This window comes from Listeria sp. PSOL-1 (assembly GCF_902806445.1).
Taxonomy (GTDB): Bacteria; Bacillota; Bacilli; order Lactobacillales; family Listeriaceae; genus Listeria.
In genome coordinates this window covers 545,074-566,459 of the sequence record NZ_LR760298.1, presented here as the reverse complement: position 1 = coordinate 566,459, position 21,386 = coordinate 545,074, and the positions used below count along the sequence as shown (strand labels likewise).

The 21,386-nt window shown below is 36.1% G+C and carries 22 protein-coding genes; 11 read left to right on the top strand and 11 right to left on the bottom strand.

The features are described 5' to 3' along the window. Positions 1-26 precede the first annotated feature (26 nt). Positions 27-1,106, top strand: coding sequence for an aromatic acid exporter family protein (locus tag G6Q10_RS02775; RefSeq protein WP_163652584.1), 1,080 nt, complete (start codon positions 27-29; stop codon positions 1,104-1,106). 33 nt (positions 1,107-1,139) lie between these two features. Here the strand turns inward: G6Q10_RS02775 and G6Q10_RS02770 are convergent, their stop codons facing one another. From G6Q10_RS02770 to mutY, 3 genes are all read right to left on the bottom strand, one after another. Next, complete coding sequence (locus G6Q10_RS02770; RefSeq protein ID WP_163652583.1) at positions 1,140-1,667, bottom strand: nucleoside tri-diphosphate phosphatase; 528 nt, start codon at positions 1,665-1,667, stop codon at positions 1,140-1,142. A 92-nt stretch (positions 1,668-1,759) separates the two neighbouring features. Continuing rightward, positions 1,760-2,506, bottom strand: coding sequence for an enoyl-[acyl-carrier-protein] reductase FabL (gene fabL, locus G6Q10_RS02765; RefSeq protein ID WP_163652582.1), 747 nt, complete (start codon positions 2,504-2,506; stop codon positions 1,760-1,762). 3 nt (positions 2,507-2,509) lie between these two features. Further along, positions 2,510-3,601, bottom strand: a complete 1,092-nt coding sequence (mutY, locus tag G6Q10_RS02760) for an A/G-specific adenine glycosylase (RefSeq protein ID WP_163652581.1) — start codon at positions 3,599-3,601, stop codon at positions 2,510-2,512. 173 nt (positions 3,602-3,774) lie between these two features. Here mutY and G6Q10_RS02755 point away from each other — a divergent pair, with 173 nt between their 5' ends. Next, the gene (locus G6Q10_RS02755; RefSeq protein ID WP_163652580.1) at positions 3,775-4,755 is read left to right on the top strand and encodes a metal-dependent hydrolase; all 981 of its coding nucleotides are present in this window, start codon (positions 3,775-3,777) and stop codon (positions 4,753-4,755) included. A 60-nt stretch (positions 4,756-4,815) separates the two neighbouring features. Here the strand turns inward: G6Q10_RS02755 and G6Q10_RS02750 are convergent, their stop codons facing one another. After that, entirely contained in the window at positions 4,816-5,277 is a 462-nt protein-coding gene (locus G6Q10_RS02750; protein ID WP_163652578.1) for a dCTP deaminase/dUTPase family protein, read from the bottom strand. 61 nt (positions 5,278-5,338) lie between these two features. Next, positions 5,339-6,145 carry a recombination regulator RecX gene (recX, locus tag G6Q10_RS02745; RefSeq protein ID WP_163652576.1) on the bottom strand — a complete coding sequence of 269 codons (807 nt, stop codon included), beginning with the start codon at positions 6,143-6,145 and terminating at the stop codon, positions 5,339-5,341. Positions 6,146-6,237: 92 nt separating this feature from the next. On the opposite strand from recX, the gene G6Q10_RS02740 reads away from it, so the two are divergent. Beyond that, positions 6,238-7,140, top strand: a complete 903-nt coding sequence (locus tag G6Q10_RS02740; RefSeq protein WP_163652575.1) for a TIGR01777 family oxidoreductase — start codon at positions 6,238-6,240, stop codon at positions 7,138-7,140. 68 nt (positions 7,141-7,208) lie between these two features. Here G6Q10_RS02740 and mprF read toward each other — a convergent pair whose 3' ends face one another. Together mprF and G6Q10_RS02730 are read right to left on the bottom strand one after the other, a co-directional pair. Next, a complete protein-coding gene (mprF, locus tag G6Q10_RS02735) occupies positions 7,209-9,797 on the bottom strand; it encodes a bifunctional lysylphosphatidylglycerol flippase/synthetase MprF (RefSeq protein WP_163652573.1) in 2,589 nt (862 codons plus the stop codon). 53 nt (positions 9,798-9,850) lie between these two features. Beyond that, on the bottom strand, positions 9,851-10,519 hold the full coding sequence (locus G6Q10_RS02730) for a VanZ family protein (protein WP_163652571.1): 669 nt from the start codon (positions 10,517-10,519) through the stop codon (positions 9,851-9,853). 277 nt (positions 10,520-10,796) lie between these two features. Here G6Q10_RS02730 and G6Q10_RS02725 point away from each other — a divergent pair, with 277 nt between their 5' ends. Beyond that, a complete protein-coding gene (locus G6Q10_RS02725; protein WP_163652570.1) occupies positions 10,797-10,991 on the top strand; it encodes a DUF3311 domain-containing protein in 195 nt (64 codons plus the stop codon). Beyond that, positions 10,988-12,433: a sodium:solute symporter family protein gene (locus G6Q10_RS02720; RefSeq protein ID WP_163652568.1), complete on the top strand. Its 1,446-nt coding sequence runs from the start codon at positions 10,988-10,990 to the stop codon at positions 12,431-12,433. The genes G6Q10_RS02725 and G6Q10_RS02720 overlap by 4 nt, the downstream gene beginning before the upstream one ends. Before the next feature lie 218 nt (positions 12,434-12,651). On the opposite strand, the gene rlmD is transcribed toward G6Q10_RS02720, so the two are convergent. Next, positions 12,652-14,031: a 23S rRNA (uracil(1939)-C(5))-methyltransferase RlmD gene (gene rlmD, locus G6Q10_RS02715; RefSeq protein WP_163652566.1), complete on the bottom strand. Its 1,380-nt coding sequence runs from the start codon at positions 14,029-14,031 to the stop codon at positions 12,652-12,654. Between the two features lie 116 nt (positions 14,032-14,147). On the opposite strand from rlmD, the gene G6Q10_RS02710 reads away from it, so the two are divergent. Beyond that, complete coding sequence (locus G6Q10_RS02710; protein WP_163655678.1) at positions 14,148-14,804, top strand: deoxynucleoside kinase; 657 nt, start codon at positions 14,148-14,150, stop codon at positions 14,802-14,804. Between the two features lie 46 nt (positions 14,805-14,850). Here the strand turns inward: G6Q10_RS02710 and G6Q10_RS02705 are convergent, their stop codons facing one another. Further along, positions 14,851-15,708, bottom strand: a complete 858-nt coding sequence (locus tag G6Q10_RS02705; protein ID WP_163652564.1) for a YihY/virulence factor BrkB family protein — start codon at positions 15,706-15,708, stop codon at positions 14,851-14,853. A gap of 119 nt (positions 15,709-15,827) precedes the next feature. Between G6Q10_RS02705 and G6Q10_RS02700 the strand changes: the two genes are divergently transcribed. After that, positions 15,828-16,049, top strand: a complete 222-nt coding sequence (locus tag G6Q10_RS02700) for a DUF1128 family protein (RefSeq protein ID WP_163652562.1) — start codon at positions 15,828-15,830, stop codon at positions 16,047-16,049. On the opposite strand, the gene G6Q10_RS02695 is transcribed toward G6Q10_RS02700, so the two are convergent. Both G6Q10_RS02695 and map read right to left on the bottom strand, forming a co-directional pair. After that, positions 16,029-16,850, bottom strand: coding sequence for an AAC(3) family N-acetyltransferase (locus G6Q10_RS02695; protein ID WP_163652561.1), 822 nt, complete (start codon positions 16,848-16,850; stop codon positions 16,029-16,031). The two genes, G6Q10_RS02700 and G6Q10_RS02695, sit on opposite strands and share 21 nt — an antisense overlap. Before the next feature lie 67 nt (positions 16,851-16,917). Then, entirely contained in the window at positions 16,918-17,676 is a 759-nt protein-coding gene (map, locus tag G6Q10_RS02690; RefSeq protein ID WP_163652560.1) for a type I methionyl aminopeptidase, read from the bottom strand. Positions 17,677-17,880: 204 nt separating this feature from the next. Between map and G6Q10_RS02685 the strand changes: the two genes are divergently transcribed. The 4 genes from G6Q10_RS02685 (at position 17,881) to G6Q10_RS02670 (ending at position 21,300) form a co-directional block, all read left to right on the top strand. Then, positions 17,881-18,327: a flavodoxin gene (locus G6Q10_RS02685; protein ID WP_163652559.1), complete on the top strand. Its 447-nt coding sequence runs from the start codon at positions 17,881-17,883 to the stop codon at positions 18,325-18,327. Between the two features lie 89 nt (positions 18,328-18,416). After that, positions 18,417-18,644 (top strand): LapA family protein, encoded by a 228-nt coding sequence (locus G6Q10_RS02680; RefSeq protein WP_163652558.1) that lies wholly within the window; start codon positions 18,417-18,419, stop codon positions 18,642-18,644. A 63-nt stretch (positions 18,645-18,707) separates the two neighbouring features. After that, the gene (locus G6Q10_RS02675; RefSeq protein ID WP_163652557.1) at positions 18,708-19,940 is read left to right on the top strand and encodes an aminopeptidase; all 1,233 of its coding nucleotides are present in this window, start codon (positions 18,708-18,710) and stop codon (positions 19,938-19,940) included. A 100-nt stretch (positions 19,941-20,040) separates the two neighbouring features. Further along, the gene (locus G6Q10_RS02670) at positions 20,041-21,300 is read left to right on the top strand and encodes an MDR family MFS transporter (RefSeq protein WP_163652556.1); all 1,260 of its coding nucleotides are present in this window, start codon (positions 20,041-20,043) and stop codon (positions 21,298-21,300) included. Positions 21,301-21,386: the final 86 nt, after the last annotated feature.

Sequence of the window (21,386 nt, the reverse complement as noted above, 5' to 3'; positions counted from 1 at the left end):
TAATTATAGAAAGGAACTACCCTATTATGAAATTCGGAGCAAGAATTTTAAAAACAGGGATTGCAATCAGTCTCGCGCTTTTTATTGCTCAACTTTGTCATTCTCCTTCCCCGTCTCTTGCGGGTATTTCTGCCGTCTTTGCAATACAGCCATCTATTTATCGTTCTTATTTAACCATTTTAGAACGAGCACAAGGAAATGTTATTGGAGCAATTATTGCGATTATATTTGGACTTTATATTGGTCATGGATTCGTTTTGGTTGGTGTTGCAGCCATTATTTGCGTGGCACTTTTAATTCATCTTAAATTAGAAAATACAATAGCGCTAGCAGTTGTTACTTTAGTTATTATTATGGAATCCCCTGGTACTAACTTTTTAGAAATTGCACTCATTCGTTTTGGCACAATTATTCTTGGACTTTTAGCTGCTTTCATTGTTAATTTAATTTTTATTCCGCCAAAATATGAAGTCACTTTATTCCAATTAATTTATAGTACAAATACAGAAATTATGAAATGGATCAAATTAAATTTGCGTCACGCAGCAGATTTTCCTTTACTTAAAAAGGATATGGAGTGGATGCAAAGAGAGATCAATCAGACGAGAAACTTATATCAGCTTTACCAAGAGGAACGTACCTTCTTAAAGCGCAATGCTGTTTCAAAAGGTAGAAAAATTGCAGTTTATAGGCAAATGATTCTTTGCTCGCAAAAAGCTTATGAACTATTAAAAATCTTACATCGCTATGAAAATGATTATCTACAACTCCCTCTTGAAAAGCAAGAAATTATTAGACAACAAGTGGATTACTTAACCGATAAACACGAGCAACTTCTGCTTGCTTATATTGATAAAGTGGCCATTAATGTTGATTATGTGGAAGATCATATTGCTCAAGATCCAAAAGAACTGATGGACTTGTTTTTACACGAAATGAAACAACTTGATGATGAAGGAATTGATGAATATCATTTAATGCGTATCATTGCTTCTACATTCGCTTATCAAGAAACTGTTGATTATCTTGAAAAATTGATTCATAGTTTTAAAATTCGCCATAAAGATGAAAACCAAATTGATATTAGCGTCACCGATGTAAATTAAAACCAATAGCCACTGCGGCTATTGGTTTTAATTTTAACGGTATTCTTTATACTTCTCGTACCAAATATCAATATAATCTTTGGAAAAGGGGCCTTTTTTATCCAAGATCCAATGACTTAATATATCGACTTGACGACGTAAGATTCGATCAATTGCATCTGGATACTTCATTTGACGTCTATGTTGTTCGTATTCTCCTTCATCAAGTAAGTGAAAGCGCCCATCTGGGAAAACTTTAACATCAAGGTCATAATCGATGTATTTTAAAGCTTCTTCATCTACTGCAAAAGGCGTCCCAAGATTACAATAATGATACAAACCATCGTCGCGAATCATAGATATGACATTAAACCAATACTCACTATGAAAATAACAGATTGCAGGCTCCCGCGTCACCCACTTTCTTCCATCCGATTCAATAACGAGTGTATGATCATTTCCGCCAATAACGATATTTTCTGTTGCTTTTAATATGACTGTTTTTTTCCAAGTACGATGAAGTTTACCGTTATGCTTATAACTCTTGATTTGTATTGATTCCTTTTCTTTAGGCAGGTACATCCTTTACCCTACTTTCTTCATGTACTAAAAAAAATTATACTTTTATATTATAGCACAAGAAAAGAATGAGGGAAAAATAATAAACCTAATTCCTAAACCAAAAGCGTACGACCTCCATCTACAACAATTGTTTGACCGCAAATCATCTTAGCAGAATCGCTCACTAAAAATAAAACTGCATCAGCTAAATCACTACTTTTTACCATTTGTCCTGCTGGTGTTTTACTTAAAGCGTCTTGTAAAAGTTCCTCTTTATTTGGGAAATGATTTAACGCATCTGTTTCAATTAATCCTCCTGAAACTGCATTGACATTAATTCCCATTGGTGCAAGTTCTACAGCTAAATAACGTGTTAAGTTTTCAACAGCTGCTTTTGAAACACCCACTGTTGTATAGTTATCCAAATAACGAATCGCACCAATCGAGCTTAATGCCACAATTTTACCGCCGCCAGATTTTTCCATTCGCTTAGCAGCTTCTTGTGAGGCAAATAAATAAGCTTTAGCATTTACATCCATCGTCCAATCCCAGTGTGCTTCTTGAAGCTCCATAAGTGGCTTTAAAACACCACTTGCAGCATTATTTACAAAAACATCTAGCCGTTCAAATTTAGTATCAAAAGCGCTGAATAGTTCATGCAATTTTTGATAGTCTCCTACGTTTGCTTTAAAAATCTCGCAGTTTCTACCGATTCCTTTTATTTCTGCTTGGACTTCTTCTGCTTTTTTTCGGTTCCGTACAAAACTAAGCGCAATATCATAGCCTTCTTTTGCCAAACGAATAGCGATTTCCTTTCCCAATCCTCTACTACCACCTGTAATCATTGCTACTTTCGCCATTCTTTATTCCTCCTTTTTGTTCAAATAAGCTTGCCACATTTTTTGATAAGGAACGGGAAAAGCATGACTGGCCATCTCCGCTTGACTCATCCATCTTGCTGGTTCAAGCGGCTCACCAGCTACTAACTCTGCTTGAAAAACTTCAACTTCCCAAACTAAATGTGAAAAAATATGTTTAACAGAAGTAATTGGATCGCTTAGCGTAAGTTCCAAGCCATATCCTTGCAAAAATCGTAATTTCAAAACTTCTCGGTTTTCATCACTTTGCCACGATACAGTTGGAAATTGCCATAAATTAGCGAGTAAACCACCGCTCGCTCTTTTTTCAACGACAACTTGTTCAGCTTGATTAAGGATAACAGCAGCAAGATGAAGCCTTTTGCTCTTCACTTTTTTTATTTTTACAGGATAATTTATTTCTTTCCCTTCCCGATGAGCAGCACAAAATGCTTGTACTGGGCAAAGCAAACACATCGGTTTTTTGGGAGTGCAAACCAGTGCGCCAATTTCCATCAGGCCTTGATTAAACGCCCCAGGATTTTCTGAATCAATGAGCTGGTAAATCATTGTTTCAAACTTTTTGCGTGTTTTTACCTTCATAATGTCATCATCAATTTCAAAAACACGTGAAATAACACGCATCACATTCCCATCAACGGCTGGTTCAGGAAGTTCATAACAAATACTTAATAGTGCACCAGCAGTATATGGACCGACACCCTTTAATTTTAAAACTTCTTGGAGCGTATTTGGAAGCGTACCATGATATTCTTCAATCACTTGTCGCATCGCTATCTGTAAATTACGCACACGGGAATAGTAACCTAAACCTTCCCAAGCTTTCAAAATCGCAGCTTCATCTGCATAAGCAAAGTCTTTCATTGTCGGAAAAGAAGCCATAAAACGCTCATAATAAGGGATAACTGTATCAACGCGCGTTTGCTGAAGCATCACTTCTGAAACCCAAACACGATATGCTTCTGTATTTTCGCGCCATGGTAAGAGCCGTTTATTCGCTTCATACCAAAAAACAAGCGCCATCTGGAAATCACTAATTTTTGAATGATCCCAGTTCATTACTTGATTTTCTTCCATTGCATCACCATAATTCTCATAATTTTTTAATGTGTAACTGTTTATAATGTGTAGTATAATAAAATAGAGGGAAATAAAGATAGATAAGCATTACTCTTTTTCTATTGTACTGAAAATTGATCGACTTGAGCAATTTTTTGCTTAAAATGATCTTGAAAGAGGAGGAAGACCTTTTGGATACTGGCACACACGTCGTCATGGGAATTGCACTCGGAGCCCTTGCTACTATTGACCCTATCACTGCTCATAGCTCCCATGCCGCAATGGGAATCATGACGGCAACGATTATCGGTTCACAAATTCCAGATATTGATACTGTCTTAAAGCTTAAAAATAACGCTGACTATATTCGTAATCATCGTGGATTGACTCATTCTCTTCCTATGCTCGTGATTTGGCCATTACTCATTTCACTTGTTTTATATCCATTGTTCATGCAAGCTACATTTTTACACTTACTGCTCTGGAGCTTTATTGCTGTTGGACTCCATATTTTTGTTGACATCTTTAATGCTTACGGGACCCAAGCTATCCGGCCTTTCCGAGATACGTGGGTCGCCTTTGGTTTTATTAATACATTTGATTGGTTTATTTTTGGTACGCATGTTGTTGCCATTCTCATCTGGCTTCTGGGTGCGCCTGCTGGACCAACGTTCTTTACGCTATATGGAATACTAATATTCTATTATTTACTGCGTTTCATTACCCAGCGAGTTATTCACCATGCTGTGCAAAACTTAATTCCTGATGCTGAAGAAATTATCATTGCCTCAACGATCCGCTTCTTTCAGTGGCGCGTCGCAGTTACAACAAAAGATCATTATTACGTGGGACGCGCTTTTAAACGCACGATTTCGATTTATGAGCGTTTTGACCGTATCCCTGTCCCTAACAATGAAATTATTCGCGCTGCAAAATGCGATAAAAACCTTGCTGCTTTCGTATCATTTTCCAAAGTATATAATTGGCGCATTGAAGAAAAATATGACGCCACTTACGTCACGTTCACCGATCTGCGTTATCGTAGTAACGGGCATTATCCTTTCGTCGCAGTGGTTAGACTAGATGACGATCTTCATGTTTTATCCTCTTATACTGGTTGGATTTTCTCAAATGAAAAGTTACAGAAAAAGTTAGTTTCAGCAAACATGTAAAAATAAAGAACTGGGGTATAAAACCGTGTATTTCATTTATGCTCCCAGTGCTTTATTTTTTTACAAGCCTGAACTTCCAACCCCGCCAAGCCTTCCTTCACTTTGAACATCATCTTGATCAGCAACAAGATATTTTGTAAAAATCCCTTGTGCAATGCGTTCGCCTTTTTTGATCATAACGGGTTGTTCTGTTGTATTTTTCAAAGCAATGCCAATATTTCCGTCATTACTAGGGTTCTCGTAATAAGAAGAATCAATGATCCCTGTACTGTTTGAAAGCATCAAGCCACGCTTAATTCCAATTGATGAACGTACAAAAATACTAAGCATTTCATCTTCCTGCATATAACTTTTCACATCTGTCCAAAAAACATGCTGTCCAAGTGGTGCGATAACCTCTTCCTCATTCGCAAAAAAATCATAGCCAGCTGACCCTTTATCACTGCGAACCGGCAAAATTACTTCATGATTTTGAAACTTTCGTGCTGATTCTTTCACGATTTCAAATCCTCTTACCTTCATATGTAAAACCTCACTTTATTTATTATTTTAAGATGAAAGGTCTCATCTTCTAGCTACCTATTTATTCTTGCTTGAATGTTATTTCATTTTTGCTTAAATAAGACTCGATTGTATCATAAGAAAAGCCTTTTTGCATAAGCGATGTGATTATTTTCTGTTTTTGTTTTTTGGGTTCATAGCGCTGATTTTTACGGAGCAATTTTTCGATTTGTTGGGCTAAAATTTCTTCTTCATCGTCATGGCTTACATTCTCATTTAATTTTTCAACAACCGCCTTAGCTAAGTCCGTTGGAAAACCTTTTTGTATTAAATCAGTTGTTACTTTCATTTGCAGCATTTTTTTAGCTTTATTTTTGTTACGTCTCATCACTTTTAATGCCTGTTTCTCAGCATTTTCATATTGCTTATCGACTGAATAAAGCGCTAACCCTTGATTGATGAGTTCGCGGGTAATCCCTTTCTCGATTAATTCACGTTCCACCATTCTTGGCCCTTTTAATGTCGTGCGCATTTGTGTTCTAACATAGGCTATCGTAAATTCTTTGTCGTCGATATAAGCCATTTCTGTTAATTTGACTAGAACTGATTGAATCATATCATCTGTAAAAGATTGTTTCCGCAAATATTGACGAATTTCCTTTTCAGATCGAATCCGATTCGATAAGAAATAGATGGCTTTGTTTAAGGCTTTTCTTGTTTTATCTGCGGCGCTAATTTGCTCAATCTCCGCTTCAGTAAGTTCCTTATCTTTAAGAAGTACAAATCGAGCCAAAACTTCTTCATCAACGCTAAACGAATAACAACCATCAATGAAAATGTTGTAGCGCTCCTTGTTTTTTTGCCCACGTGTAATTGCTGTAATTTTCAACTTCATTCCCTCCCTATTTATATCATATCGCAAAAAACGTTTTTAATGCTAGTTAAAAGGGAATAAGCTAAAAGAATTGAGGTGAATAATCAATGAATATTCTTTTAGCGGGTGGAACTGGTTTTATTGGCAGTGAGATGGTTCATGAATTTGAAAAATGGGCAGACGAAATTTATATTTTAACAAGAAGCCCTAAAAAAGATTACGCAAATGTTCATTATCTTGAATGGTTAACAGAAGACGTCCCTCTCGCTGATTTACGTCATTTAGCGATTGATGTTGTAATCAACTTAGCTGGTGCTGGGTTGATGGAGGGAAGATGGGGACGGGCGCGTAAACAACTTATCGTCAGTAGCCGCATCGAAGCTACTTCGGCACTTATTTCTATGATTCGCCGTTTAGATAAAAAACCTGAATTATTTATAAACGCAAGCGCTATCGGTATTTATCCTGCTTCAAAAAGCGCTGTTTACTTAGATACAGAAATGAGTAATAAAGATTATCACTTCCTTGGACGCACAGCGATTGAATGGGAAAAAACGGCGCAAGAACTCGAAAAATATGATATACGTGTTGTTTATGCAAGATTTGGTTTAATTCTTGGAACAACTGGAGGTGCCTTTCCGTTATTTGAAAAAACTTTTCAAAGCTTCCTTGGTGGACGATTTGGTAGTGGAAATCAATGGTATTCTTGGATCCACATTGCAGATATCGTCCGAGCCACTGAATTTGTCATTCATCATAAAGAACTTTCAGGAGGAATTAACTTTACGGCTCCGCATCCAGTTCAACAAAAGAAATTTGCTGAACAGCTTGGGAAAAAATTACATCGTCCTTATAAAGTGATTATTCCAAAGCAATTGATTAAAATAGCCCTTGGTGAAAAAGCGGTTTTAATTACAAAAGGGCAACGCGTTTATCCTGCTAAATTGATTAGTAACCACTTTGACTTCCAATTTGATACATTGGATAAAGCACTTGAAGACTTAAAATGAGGGACATAAATGGAATAAATCGGCGAAGAGCGCTCGTTTTATTCCATTTATGTCCCAATTTAGTTTAATTACTCTACCTTTTCTTTTTCAGAAAGCGGTATTTCAAATAGCAATTGTTGTTTAGGTAAAGGGCGTTTCTTACCAACTAAAAGCATCAATTGGATCATTGTAAAAGCAATCGAACTCCGTTTACGATAAGCAACAAATTTTTGTACCCATTTAGTGGTATATTTATCTTTGTATTTTCTTAAGCCTTGAAAACCATAAAATCCTTGGCTATAGCGGTATACAAGTCCAGCAAGACGTTCGCCTAAGAAAGCATACTTAGATTCGCCAACATTTGCTAGTGGGGCCATCCCGATATTAAATTCTTGATAGCCTTGTTCTTTAGCTTGCTCAAATAATTTAATGAATAAGAAGTCCATGATCCCAGAAGGAGCGTCTTGACCATATCTCATCAAATCAATCGATGTTTCTTTCTCATTATATGCTGGCATAATCGAAGCAAAAGCAACAATTTTTCCATTGCTGTCTTTAACAATAGCCATTTCTGCTTGTTCTAAATAGTAACGATCGAAAAAACCTAGTGAAAAACCCTTCTCTGTTCTTCCGTCAAGCCACTCATCTGAGATTTGGTGAAGTCGTTTCCACTCTTCTACGCTAAAAGGCGGTTTAACAATTTCAAAAGAATATTCTTCTCGTTCTAAGCGATTCATTAAGGCTCGTTCGCCCTTTTTCTTTTTGCCTGAGAGTGTAAAGTTTGTTATATCCACATAACCTTCTTCTCCAAGCTTGATAAAGTCAAAACCAAGTTCATGTAAATAAGGCAACATCCCACCTTTAACCTCATAAAAAACAGGACGATAACCAAACTTATCAGCCGTTTCTAAAACTTCATAGATAGCTTCTTCTTGTCTTGATAAATCTCCTATCGGCTCACCCATAATCACCATTTTATCGGCAATTAGACGAAAGGCAAATAAAACATTGCCATCTTGCCCCCAAAATAATAATTTATCGCGTAAAAAGATGGTATGGCTCACTTCATTGCCACCCCATTTGGCAAGATGCTCCCTGACACGAACTTCATCGAATGGTGAGCCAAGTTTTTTATTCGATGAGGAAAGGTAAAGATAAATAGCCACTAAACAAATAACAGCAATAATAATCCCAATAAAACCAGTAATCCAAATATGCTCAGACACAATCGCTAAATATTCAGGAATTCTTTTTTTATGCGGGATACTAGGCGAATTATAAATTCCAATAATAACGTAACCTACTGTACAAACTAGAAAAATAAGTGCATCAATAATAATTTTACTCCATGTATAAACCAATTTTTCACGATAAAATTCTTTTCGTGCTAAAACAACACATAATAACACAATCCCTAAAAAGATAGCTTGCTTGATTGAAAACACACGAGTTAATGTATTAAAAATGGCACATCCTAAAACAATAACTGTCGTAACATAAGCTTTTTTCGTCTTGCTCTCAATTCCCCGCCCAAGACCAAGCAATAAGAAACCAAACGCAACATTTGTCACTTGCGAAATAAATAAAAAGGTAAAAGGCATTAATTTATATAAAAATGGAACATGATAAATAACAAACGGAAGCACAGAGGTTAAAATCAACATCAAGCCACTAAAATAAACAAATAACACCAAAAATTGATGGGCTAGTTTTTGTAAAAATAAAAGCGGCAATCCTTCTAAATAATCATTGAATCGCTTTCCTGCTTTTTGAACAAAGAAAAGAAGACCTGCTAAGAAAGGAAGAATATAGTAAAAAATGCGATAAAACAATAGCCACGCAATGGCTAATTCACTAGATACCCCTAAATAACTAAGCCCATTAATCATAAATAAATCAAAAGCACCGACGCCCCCTGGGACAAGTGTTGCAATCCCGGCAATCGAAGCAGCTACAAAGAGTGGAAATATTTTTAATGGATCAACTGGCTCATTTAATAGCATCCCAATAATCACAAAACAGCCAAAAGCAAAACCCCATTCAAGAAGTGAAGTCCCAACCAATGTCGCTTCACGTTTTAAAGGGAGATCTTCAAATAGCGCCTTACTTTTCCATTTTGTAACAAAAAATAAAATTGGAAAATAAAGCCCTCCACCAAGTAGCCACGGCCAGTAAACTTTAAAATGACCAGCAAAACCAGGAATCGGCAAAGTCGCTAATGCGATTAAGCAATAAATCGATAACCCAGAAATTAAAAATAAAGCAATTTTCGAGATTGCAAGCAAAATTTCCTTGTTTGAAGCCCCTTTTCCATAAAAACTAGCGCGAAATGAGGCCCCAAGAACACCGCCAAAACCACCAATATTCGTAAATGTATTTGTAATCCATCCAGATGAAACCACGTGCAGTTTTGAAAACTTTCCTGGTAAAAGCCTTACAATTACAAAATCATAGATCAACATAGGCGTTACAGCAATAAACCCAACTACGATCATAAGTAGGATCGATTCCGGGCTTTGATTTGTCATATTTTCTTGTAATTTTTTATAATCAATATCCGTTGCAATTTTAATAAATTGATATACAACAAAAATCGCAACAAGGGAAACAAAACTAATTTTTACGAGTTTGCCATTTTTTTGGAACCAACTATAAGCTTGTAGTAACTTTTCTTTCATCTCTTCTGCTCCTTTGTACACAAATATAGCTTTCCCCAAAGCCTATCTATTGATCACTTCTTGATTCGTTTTCTAAACGATGGAAATAAATAAAAAAATATAACCCCTAAACCACCACTAAGTGTATTTAAAATAACATCATCAATATCTGTCGAACGCTCTTGTGGCAGGGCCATTCCACTAAAGCCAGTAATTAATGTTGTTTGACCAAACTGAATAAGTTCAATGACACAAGAAACAAAAAACACAACAATAAAGGCACGCCAAGCGCTTTTTATTATTTTAAAATACAATAAGAAAAACGCTAATGGCGCAAGCATCACTGCATTTCCAATAATTTGAACAATGGTTGGCATGGTTGGTAATGTTTGGTGAAATGTACGTTCAATTGTTGTAAATGGCGTTAAGTTAATCAGCGCTTTTTGCAGATGAAAAGCTCCTGTATACGTGCTATTTACAAAATTTCCAACAGCGAGATACGTCACTAAATGATGTAAAATGAAAATATACAAAATAAAGACAGAGAACCAAATAAAATCTAACCCGTTTTTTAATTTGGCAAATTTAATCAATAAAAATGTAATCACAAATAAAAAAAGTCCATTTGAAAATGAATTTATCAGCTCAGATTTACTGCTAAATTGCAGAGCAAGCATTAATCCATAACCGAGGTATAAAACCGGAAGACAAATGGCTAAATATTTTAGCTTTTTCAGTTTCAAAATGCTGTTCCCTCGCCTTCCAATATACGTTTCTATAGTTATTTCTAGTTTAGCAGATCAGTAAGCGAAATGAAAGTACATATATGGGGTTTTAACTTACATTTTTGAAAGGATTCTTAAATCTAAACTCTGATTTTGTTCAGTAAAAGAGCCACCCATTTGTTACATAACGCCATCCAGCTTTAAAAACGATTTGACCAAGATAACAAACAAATCGACAACTTGCTGCTTTTATTGTAAGATAAAAGCAGTTTTTCTTTGAAACGGGGGATTTTTTATGTGGAAATTACTGCTTATTCTACCCTTTTTATTTATTCTTCTTGGGATTCCATTTGCTAATCGTATTCATCCATTTCTTCTTGGGATTCCATTTGGGCTGTTTTGGGTAAGTTTTGGCATTCTGTTTTCTTTTTTAGTGATCTGGATCCTCTATCATCTTGATCCCAAAAACAAGGAGGAGGATGATTTATGATCGCACTTATTATTCTTACATTCTTTTTTATTCTAACCGTAATAACTGGTATTCGCGCTCGTAAAAAACAGCAAATGACGTTAGAAAACTGGGCAGTTGGTGGTCGTAATTTTAATACTGTCTTTGTTTTTTTATTAACTGCTGGTGAAGTTTACACAACATTTTCTTTCTTAGGTGGTAGTGGTTGGACTTATTCAAATGGGGTTTCAGCCGTTTACGTGATGGTGTATATTGCTTTAAGTTATGTAACTTCATATTTTTTATTACCACTTATTTGGCAATATGCAAATGAACATAAACTTGTCTCCCAATCTGATTTTTTCGAAGCTAAATATCAAAGTAAAGCTCTTGGTGTTTTAGTTGCGCTTACTGGTGTGATTGCCATCATTCCTATCATTGTGATCCAATTAAAAGGGCTTGCTATCATTGTTTCGCTTACTTCTTACGGGAAAATCCCTGATCAAGCTTCTGTCATCATCGGTGTGCTCGCCATTATTATTTATTCGATTGTTTCCGGAATCCGCGGGGTTGCTTGGGTTTCTGTTTTGAAAGATTTTATGATTTTAATAGTGATTGTTTTTATGGGCGTTTATTTACCCATTCATTATTTTGGAAGTTATAATGAGCTTTTTAAGCAAGTTGAATACTTAAAACCAGAATTGCTTACTTTTCCTAAAACAGGTTACACGGTGACTTGGTTTATTTCGACCGTTTTGTTTTATGTTCTTGGCTTTTATATGTGGCCGCAAGTTTTTGCTTCTACATTCACAGCAAAAAGCGCACGTACTTTCCGTAAAAATGCCATTATTAGCCCGATTTATACATTGATGCTGTTATTTGTCATTTTTATTGGATTTACGGCTGTGATCAAAGTTCCTAATTTAGCTGAAGGAAAAAGCGATTTAGCACTCTTACAACTTGCAATCCAGTCTTTTGATCCTTGGTTTGTTGGGATCATCGGTGCCGCTGGAATGCTAACGGCACTCGTCCCGGGATCGATGCTTTTAATGACAGCAAGTACTCTCCTTTCAAAAAATATCATTTATGGGATAAAAAGCAATACATCTGACCAGAATGTAACACGTCTATCTAAATTATTCATTCCGGTTATTGGAATCATTTCTTGTTTGCTCGTTTTTCATGGATCAAGTGCACTTGCTGCGATTTTGCAAGTTGGATACAGCTTAATTGTTCAGCTTTGTCCAGCGCTTTTCTTTAGTTTGAGTAAGAAAAACTTTCTCACTAAGGAAGGGGCAATAGCCGGGATGCTGTCAGGAATTTTTGTTGCACTGATGATTAGTAATTATAATTTGACGACAAGCGTGATTTTTCCCTATTTGCCACATTATTTAAGCGATATTAATGTTGGGTTTATCCCTTTAATTATAAATTTAGTCGTGGGTATTTTGATTAGTTTGTTTGTAAGGAAAAAAGTAGCTTGAAATAGAATTTCTATTTTAAAAAAGAATAAAATGCCAAAGTTTTTCAATTATGATCGAAAAACTTTAGCATTTTTGCTATCGTAGGTTCTCATATATCGTTTTAACCCCTGTCGTTCTTGCTGTTGATTGATTACTTGATTTTGATGAATCGATTTTAAAAAAGCATCTCAATTGGCGTTAGCCCTTTAGGAAGATGCCTTTTGCCAATCAAAATGCATTTAATAATTCCGTCTCTGCATTCTCACGACACATTCTACATGACTGGTCATTGGAAACATATCAACTGGCTGAATGTAACGGATTCGAAAGCGTTTAGCAAGCACAGCTAAGTCTTTTGCCAAAGTAGCCGGGTTACACGATACATAAACCAGTTGTTTTGGACGCACACGAAGAAGCGTTCGCAAAAGTTCATCATCAAGGCCCGTTCGAGGAGGATCTACAACAACTGCATCCGGTTCGTATCCCTCTTTTATCCACTTTGGAAAAAGTTCTTCGGCTTGTCCCACTTCATAATGAACATGATCAACGCCATTTTTACGCGCATTTTCTTTTGCATCAGAAATAGCTTCTGGAATAACATCCATTCCGCGAACCTCCGCTACTTCATTCGAAAGCGCAAGGCCAATCGTCCCAACTCCACAATAAGCATCGACTAATTTTTCGTTCCCAGAAAAAGAGAAAGCATGACGAACTTCTTGATAAAGCTTTTCAGTTTGTACAGGATTAAGCTGAAAGAAAGCACGCGCAGACAAGTCAAAAACAAGCTGATTTAGCTTTTCTGTTAAATGTGATTTTCCGTATAGTAGTCTTGTTTCTTCACCAAAAATGAGTGAAGTTTTGCTAGTATTAATATTTTGCACAATCGAAACTAGTTCTGGATGGAAAGAACAAACTTCTTTAATCAATTCACTGATGTTTGGAAAATCTCTTCCATTTGTTACCAAGACAAGCTGCATTTCGTTCGTTTTAACACCAACTCTTGTAACGATTGTTCGAACAATACCTGTTCCTTTTCGCTCATTATAAATAGAAACCTTAAACTTTTTAAGCAAGTCACGCACGGTATTATTTAGCTTCATTGTCCGCTCGTCTTGAACTAGGCAATCTTCAATTGGCACTAAATCATGACTTTCAGCGCCGAAAAGTCCGGTATTTATTTGATTAAAATGATCTTTTCGTACTTGAAATTGACTTTTATTGCGATAACGAAATGGTTCGTCCATTCCAATCGTATCTCTTATTTTCATTTTACTTAAATCAAATGAAGTATATCTTTCAAGCGCTTGCTTCACAAGATCTTTCTTAAACACTAACTGTGCTTCATAAGTTAAATGCTGCAACTGACAACCCCCACACGCCTCATAAACCGGGCAAGGAGGTACCATTCTATCTACTGCTTTACGCTTGATTTTTTTTAACTTAGCAACAATATAATTGGAGGCTACCTTGATGACTTCAACGACTACCTCTTCGCCTGTCAATGCCCCTTTTACAAATACAATCGTCTTTTTAAAATAGCCAATCCCCTCACCATTAATTCCAATTCGCTTAATCGTTACTGGCAATTCTTGACCAAGCTTTACTTTTGCTTCATTCAAAATTCTTTCTCCTCCATTTCAATTCCTTCTTATACTAACAAATAGACAGGCAGTTATCAATTTTTTAAAAAAGGGTATAGGGTAGCTAATATATAAGAAAGGTGCCGATTTCATTGATAAGAGGAGTTGATAATAACGTGATTGTCCTTGCAGGAATGATTGGTTCTGGTAAAAGCAGCTATACAGAAATGATTGCCAAAAATTTAAATTCTACTGCTTTTTATGAAAAAATCCAAGAAAATCAAATTTTAGAGTTGTTTTATCAGGCACCAAAAAGATGGGCTTTTGCTTTGCAGATTTATTTTTTAAACACACGGTTTAATAGTATTAAACAAGCATTAGCTCATTCCAATAATGTGCTAGATCGCAGTATTTATGAAGATGCATTATTTACGCAGATTAACTATGAAGAAGGTAATATTTCCAAGCCAGAAATGGATATTTACCTCGACTTATTGGAAAATATGATGGAAGAGCTTGATTTTATGCCTAAAAAAGCACCTGATTTATTAATTTATTTACGAGGTGATTTAGAAACGGTTTTACATCGTATTAAACTTCGCGGTCGGTCTTATGAGCAAATTGAGCTTAACCCTGGGCTATACCGTTATTATAAACGTCTGCATTCGCACTATGATGATTGGTTTAATTCCTATAACAAAAGTGAAACGCTTGTCATTGATATTGATAAAATTGATATTAACAAAAAAAGCGATCGTGAATTTGTTCTGCAATTAGTACATGAAAAACTTAGAACTATTCATAAAAAATAGAGACTGGGCCACATGTTCGAAACACACATCTGTCCCTGTCTCTTCCCTAATTGATATCCCCCGCTTGCTTTTTCACTTTCAAAAGTGCCAACGTGGCATTTAATTCGCCACCAATCATCAAGATAATCCCTGTTAAATAAAACCACAACATTAAAATGATAATGACGCCAATACTACCATAAGTTGCTGAATAGTTACTAAAATGATTAACATAAAAAGAAAAGCCTAACGAAACAAGTGACCAGCCAATCGTTGAAAAAATGGCTCCAGGAAAAATGCTGATTAAATGGCTCTTTCTTGCCGGTGCTACCCAATATAAAAATGTAAAAACAACAAAGATAACAACTAATGTAATGATCCAACGCACATTATTCCAAAAATCTAACAGCTCTTTTGAACCGTGCAAATGGTTGAACACAAAGGAACCAATCTGCTGTCCAAAAACAAGTAGCAGTAATGTCGCACCGATCGTTGCAATCATTGCAACAGTAAACGCAATGGAAAGCAAACGTTTTAAAAAATAATTTCTCCGATCCGTCACACCATAAGCGCTATTTAAAGCTCTCATCACAGCATTCATCCCATTTGAAGCGGACCAAAGTGTAGCAATAATTCCGATAGAAAGCAATCCCCCATTTCGTTTTGATAGCAACGAATCCAAATTGTTTTCTAAAAAAGAAAGAATCTGTTTGGGTGCAAATTCTTGAATCAGATTAAAAACAGAGTCACGATCAATACTAACGTACGCAAGCAATGTCGCAGCAATTAATAACATTGGAAAAATAGAAAATAGCATATAATACGCTAGCTGAGCTGCATTGCCAGATACGTCATTTTTACCAATTTGATTAATTAAAACGGAAATAAAACGATAAAATCGATTATTGGTTAATTTTTTCAACATACTGGTTTTTCTCCCTTCTTTTTTATTCAGTTTTTAAAATGAAATGCTATTTTTGCGGTAGCAGAAGTAGGTAATTTGTGATAAAATTCGTGTTATCAGCTTAAAAAGGAGAAAAGCAAATGAACATTGAACAACCTACTCAGGAAAATGCTAATTTTTTACTTAAAGAAATTACGACAAAGCTTAAGATGGTAAATAGTGGTGTGTTCGAACACTTACAAATCACTGAAATCGACTATCAAGCCTTACTTGAAATTTACCAACTCATTTCTCGAAAATCAACTTTTAGCCCTCGTGAAATGCAAATGTATGCAGAGGAATTACGAAATATCCGTAAATGATGGCTGATTCAAATAATGCGTGCCAAAATCAACTAAATCCTTTAATGGATAAATTTTGGCTCCGGCACCTGCCAAATTTGTTGTGCAGTTGCCTTTTTGTTGTTCATAGGCTTTTCCAATGGCAATAAAGCGTTCGCTATCGTAATGCGCTTCTTCAAATTGTTTTAATACGCGCTTACCGTTTTCAATAAAATAAGCTTGATTTTTTCGATTAGGGATCGTGCTTGCTCGTTCTTCTGCTAAGTGTAAAGATGTATTGGCATCATTATCAACACCAAAAAGAACCACCTTGCTATCTTTCATTTGATACAATTTACCAATAGGCGATTTTTCACCGAGGCCATGGTCAAGTGGATGGTTTTCTGTGATGTATTCCGCATCTTTTCCCCAAGCAGTAACGGATAAATAAGGATGATTACTACGCATAACATCAGGTAAAGAGCGAAATGTTTCTGCAATAACCCCCATATGATGGCAAGGGGTTCGTTCTTTATCAAAAACTGGCATTTCTAAGCGAATTTCTTCCCACCAGCTTTTTGGCACCGGTGGATTTTCCCAAGAACTTGGATCGCTTAATCCCCCTGTTTGTGCAGCCATAACAATATTTCCACAGGGTGTGATCACTTCTTCCAAAGCAGCAATAACAGCAATCGCACCCCCGCAAATCCACTTTGCTTGGCCCATTGCTGAATGAAAAATAATGGTATCTCCCTTTTTTAATCCAGCCTTGATGAATTCTGCTTTTAACCTTGTTATAGTAAAAGGCTTGCTTGTTCGCAAAACGGCTAATTTTTCCCCCATAGCTATCAACTCCTAAAAAAAGAGCAGGTCACTTAGTGGCAAATCCGCCAAATGCCCGCCATTTTTATTATTCATTTTCACCTTGATAAGTTAAAATTTCTGGACCATTTTTAGTAATCGCAATCGTATGTTCATATTGAGCTGAGATTGAGCCATCGACAGTCCGAGCAGTCCATCCATTATCATCCATTTTTGCATGCCAGTCACCAATATTTACCATTGGCTCAATGGTAATGACCATGCCCTCTTTCAACCTTGGCCCCTTACCACTTTGCCCATAATGAGGGACTTCTGGCTTTTCATGTAGTGTTGGACCGATTCCATGACCAATAAAATCGCGTACAACAGATAGCTTTTCACCTTCAACATAGCTTTGAATGGCATGACCAATATCGCCAATTCGCTTGCCAACTTGAGCTTGTTCAATTCCTAAATAAAGTGATTTTCGTGTCACTTCCATTAAATGTTTGATCTCGCTTGTCACTTCTCCAACAGCATATGTCCAAGCAGAGTCAGCGAGCGCACCATGATAGTTTACAACCATATCCACAGTAATTAAATCACCTTCATTTAAAACTTGCTTCCGCGGAAAGCCATGGCAAATCTCGTCATTGATGCTTGCACAAATAGCATATTTATAGCCTTCAAAACCCTTTTGCTCAGGCGTTGCACCATTTTTTCGTAAAAATTCATCCGTAAACACTTCAAGGTCCCAGCTTGTAATACCAGGTTTAATCAACTTGCTAATTTCTTTATGTGTTGCTACTAAAATATCGCCAGCTTTTTTCATCTCATCAATTTCGCGGCGTGATTTAAGAGTAATCATTATTTTTGTTCATCCTTTCCAAAAATCCACTGATTATCATTATACCTTTCAAATTGCTATTTTTCTAGTAAAAAAGCCAGTTTAATGTTTTTTCAAGTGAAAAAAGGTTGCAGAATTTAGGAAGATATTTATAATAAAGATATTGATAAAACTTCAGAGCGTCTAGCTCAAAGTAAAAATTTTTCAGAAAATGGTGATAAAAAAATGGCAAAAGTGATGATCGTTTATGCTAGTATGACTGGCAATACAGAAGAAATTGCAAATTTTTTAGGCGACGAGCTCGAAAAATTTGATATCGAAGTAGAAATTGAAGAATGCACAAATGTTAGCCCTGAAGACTTGTTAGCGTATGATGGTGCTTTAATTGGTGGCTATACATATGATGATGGAGCACTTCCTGATGAGTTCGTTGACTTTTACGAAGATATGGCTGACGTTGATTTTAATGGCAAAGTTTGTGCTGCTTTTGGTTCCGGAGACACATTTTACGACGAATTCTGTGCCACCGTCGACTTTATCGAAAATCGTTTGAAAGAAAAAGGCACTACCGTTCCAGTCGCTGGGCTTAAAATTGATCTTGATTTAGATGACGATGATATTCCAAATGCAGAAGCCTTCGCTAAAACATTTGCTGAAGCACTGCTTAGTTAAGCAATCGCACTTGTAGCTAATCCAACGCTACAAGTGCTTTTTTATGTTACAATAATTTGTAAGAATCAATTTCTAAGGGGGAATTTTAAATGAAAAAAACGAGTAGTGAACAAAAACCAAAAGTACCAATAAAAATGATCATTAGTGCTGTTTTAGTGGTACTTATTGTTATTTTTGCAGCCATTAATTCTAGCATGGTTACCGTGAACTTCCTATTTGCTAAAGTGAGCTCACCTCTAGTACTCATTATTTTAGGCTCTACCTTAATTGGAGCACTAATCATGTTTGGTTTTAGTTATTTTAATAGAAGAAAGTAAAAATTGCTTTCCATTAGGTTTTAAGATACAATTTTCATATTGACGAGAGATGGGTGTGGTAAAATGACAACGTTTGATAAAAAATTAGAAAAATATGCTGAATTAATTGTAAAAGTAGGCGTAAATGTTCAAAAGGAGCAAAAAGTTTTTGTGCTATCTAGCTTAGATGCGGCTCCATTAACACGACTTATTACAAAATATGCTTTTAAAGCCGGTGCAAAGGACGTTATCATTGATTGGCGTGATGAAACAGTTTCTTTGGAACGCTATAAACACGCACCATTGAGTGTATTTGAGGAAGCCCCAAAACATCAAGTCGCTGAAAAAACCGAACTTGCTAAAGAAGGCGCTTGCTTTATTTCGATCGTTTCTGATGATCCTGATTTGTTTAAAGATGTCGATAATAAAAAAATTGCAGCTAGCCAAAAAGCTATGGGAGAAGCACTAACTGAATATCGCGAGTTAGCCATGTCAAATACAATGAGCTGGACGGTTGTCGCCGCTTCTTCTCCTGGTTGGGCTGATAAAGTATTCCCTAATTTGAAACCTGAAGAGCGTGTCCGAGCTTTATGGGAAGCTATTTTTGAAACAACACGAATTAACACAAACGACCCTATCACAGCTTGGAAAGAACACGATAAAACACTTAATGCTAAGGCGAAAAGCTTAAATGAAAAACAATTTAAAACGCTTCATTATAAAGCCCCCGGTACAGACCTTTATATCGGTTTACCTGAAGACCATATTTGGGTAGGAGCAGGCAGTTATAATAAAAAAGGACATGAATTTATGGCGAATATGCCAACAGAAGAAGTTTTTTGTTGTGCTGAACGCAATAATGTCAATGGTTATGTATCCAGTACTAAGCCCCTTAGCTATGCTGGAAACATCATTGATCAATTCAAGTTAACATTTGAAAACGGGCGTATTATCAAAGTGGAAGCTGATGTCGGACAAGCTATTTTAGAAGAACTAATCGCAACAGATGAAGGTTCTCATTACCTTGGTGAAGTTGCTTTAGTGCCTGATCCTTCTCCTATTTCACAAAGTCATATTTTATTTTTCAGCACATTATTTGATGAGAATGCCTCCAATCACCTAGCAATCGGTAGCGCCTATGCTTTTAATGTAAAAGGCGGCGAAAACATGACTCGTTCTGAACTAGATGAAAAAGGGGTAAACACCAGTTTAACTCATGTTGACTTTATGATCGGTTCTGACCAAATGGATATTGATGGGGTCACCCATTCAGGAGAAAAAATTCCTGTGTTCCGTAATGGTGATTGGGCCTTTTAAGTTCTTTCTTATGATAACTACTGATAAGCGAATAGCGCGCTGAACCTCCAAAATACTCTTTTTTTGGAGGTTTTAGTTTTTAACAGAAAGAAGGGATTTCATGAAATTCAAAGATTGGGATATTAATTTAAAAGTCCGCCTTTTTGGTGAAGCATTGCTGGATATTTCTTTTTGGACCGTTTTTCCTTTTTTAACACTGTATTTTTCTGAAGCAATTGGACGTTCTTTGACAAGTGGATTATTAATTATTTCGCAGGTTCTGTCAGTGATTACTGCACTATTCGGTGGATATTTTGCAGATAATTACGGTCGAAAAAGGATGATGAGCATTTCTATTATTGGCGAAGGAATAGGGTTTTTAATTTTTGCATTAGGAGCTACATCATGGCTTCAGTCTCCTTTTCTTAGCTTTTTCGGCTTTTCAGTAGCTAGTATATTTATGGCATTTTACCAGCCAGCAAGCCAAGCGATGATTGCTGATGTGGTTAAACCAGAACACAGAAGCTATGTTTATTCCATTTTTTACATGATGATTAATGTTGCTGTCGTTATTGGACCGATCATTGGCTCCTTTGTTTTCCATGCTTTCACCGTGCAGACACTCGTCATTATTAGTTGTGCTGATTTATTGCTGCTTTTTTTGCTACAAAAATTTGGTCACGAAACAGCGCCACTTGTAATTTCACCTGAACTTAAAGCAACTCAATCTAAAAAGAGCCTTTTACAAGTTTTAGCCGAGCAACTAAGAAGTTATCAGTTGATTTTTAAAGATAAAATTTTTTTCCTGTTTGTTTTAGCAGGTATCATTATTTCTCAATCGTTTATGCAGCTTGATCTGCTTTTCCCTCTTTATATTAAAGAAGTGATTGGCGATTCGAAACTTTTTGAAGTCTCACTTACTGGGGAGCAATTATTTGGACTTGTTGTTGCAATAAATGGTTTTTTTGTTGCCACATTCACAGTCTTAATGACAAAATTAATGAGTCGGTATCGCGAAAAATTCATTTTTACTAATTCTTCATTTCTTTATGCCATTTCGATTTTCTTATTCGGGATGTTTACAAGTGCTTGGGGCACCATTTTTGCGATCATTCTTTTCAGTATTGCCGAATTAATGACAGTCGGTATCCAACAAAATTTTGTCTCTAAACTGGCACCAGAAAATAAACGAGCCATGTATTTTTCAGCAGCCGGCTTGCGTTATACATTGGGCAAAGTCGTTGCTCCACTTGCGATTACACTTGCTGCTTTTACAAATTATTTTATAACATTCACGATCATCGCGGTTTTGGCTTTTATAAGCGGGTTTATTTATGACTACATGTATCGCCAATTTGAAAAAGATTCACGCTTCTCTTAACAAAATTTGTTTCATTCCTTCAATATATGGGAAAAATAGTATACTGTACTATTACAGCGCACCACGATCTATAAAAATCTTACTAG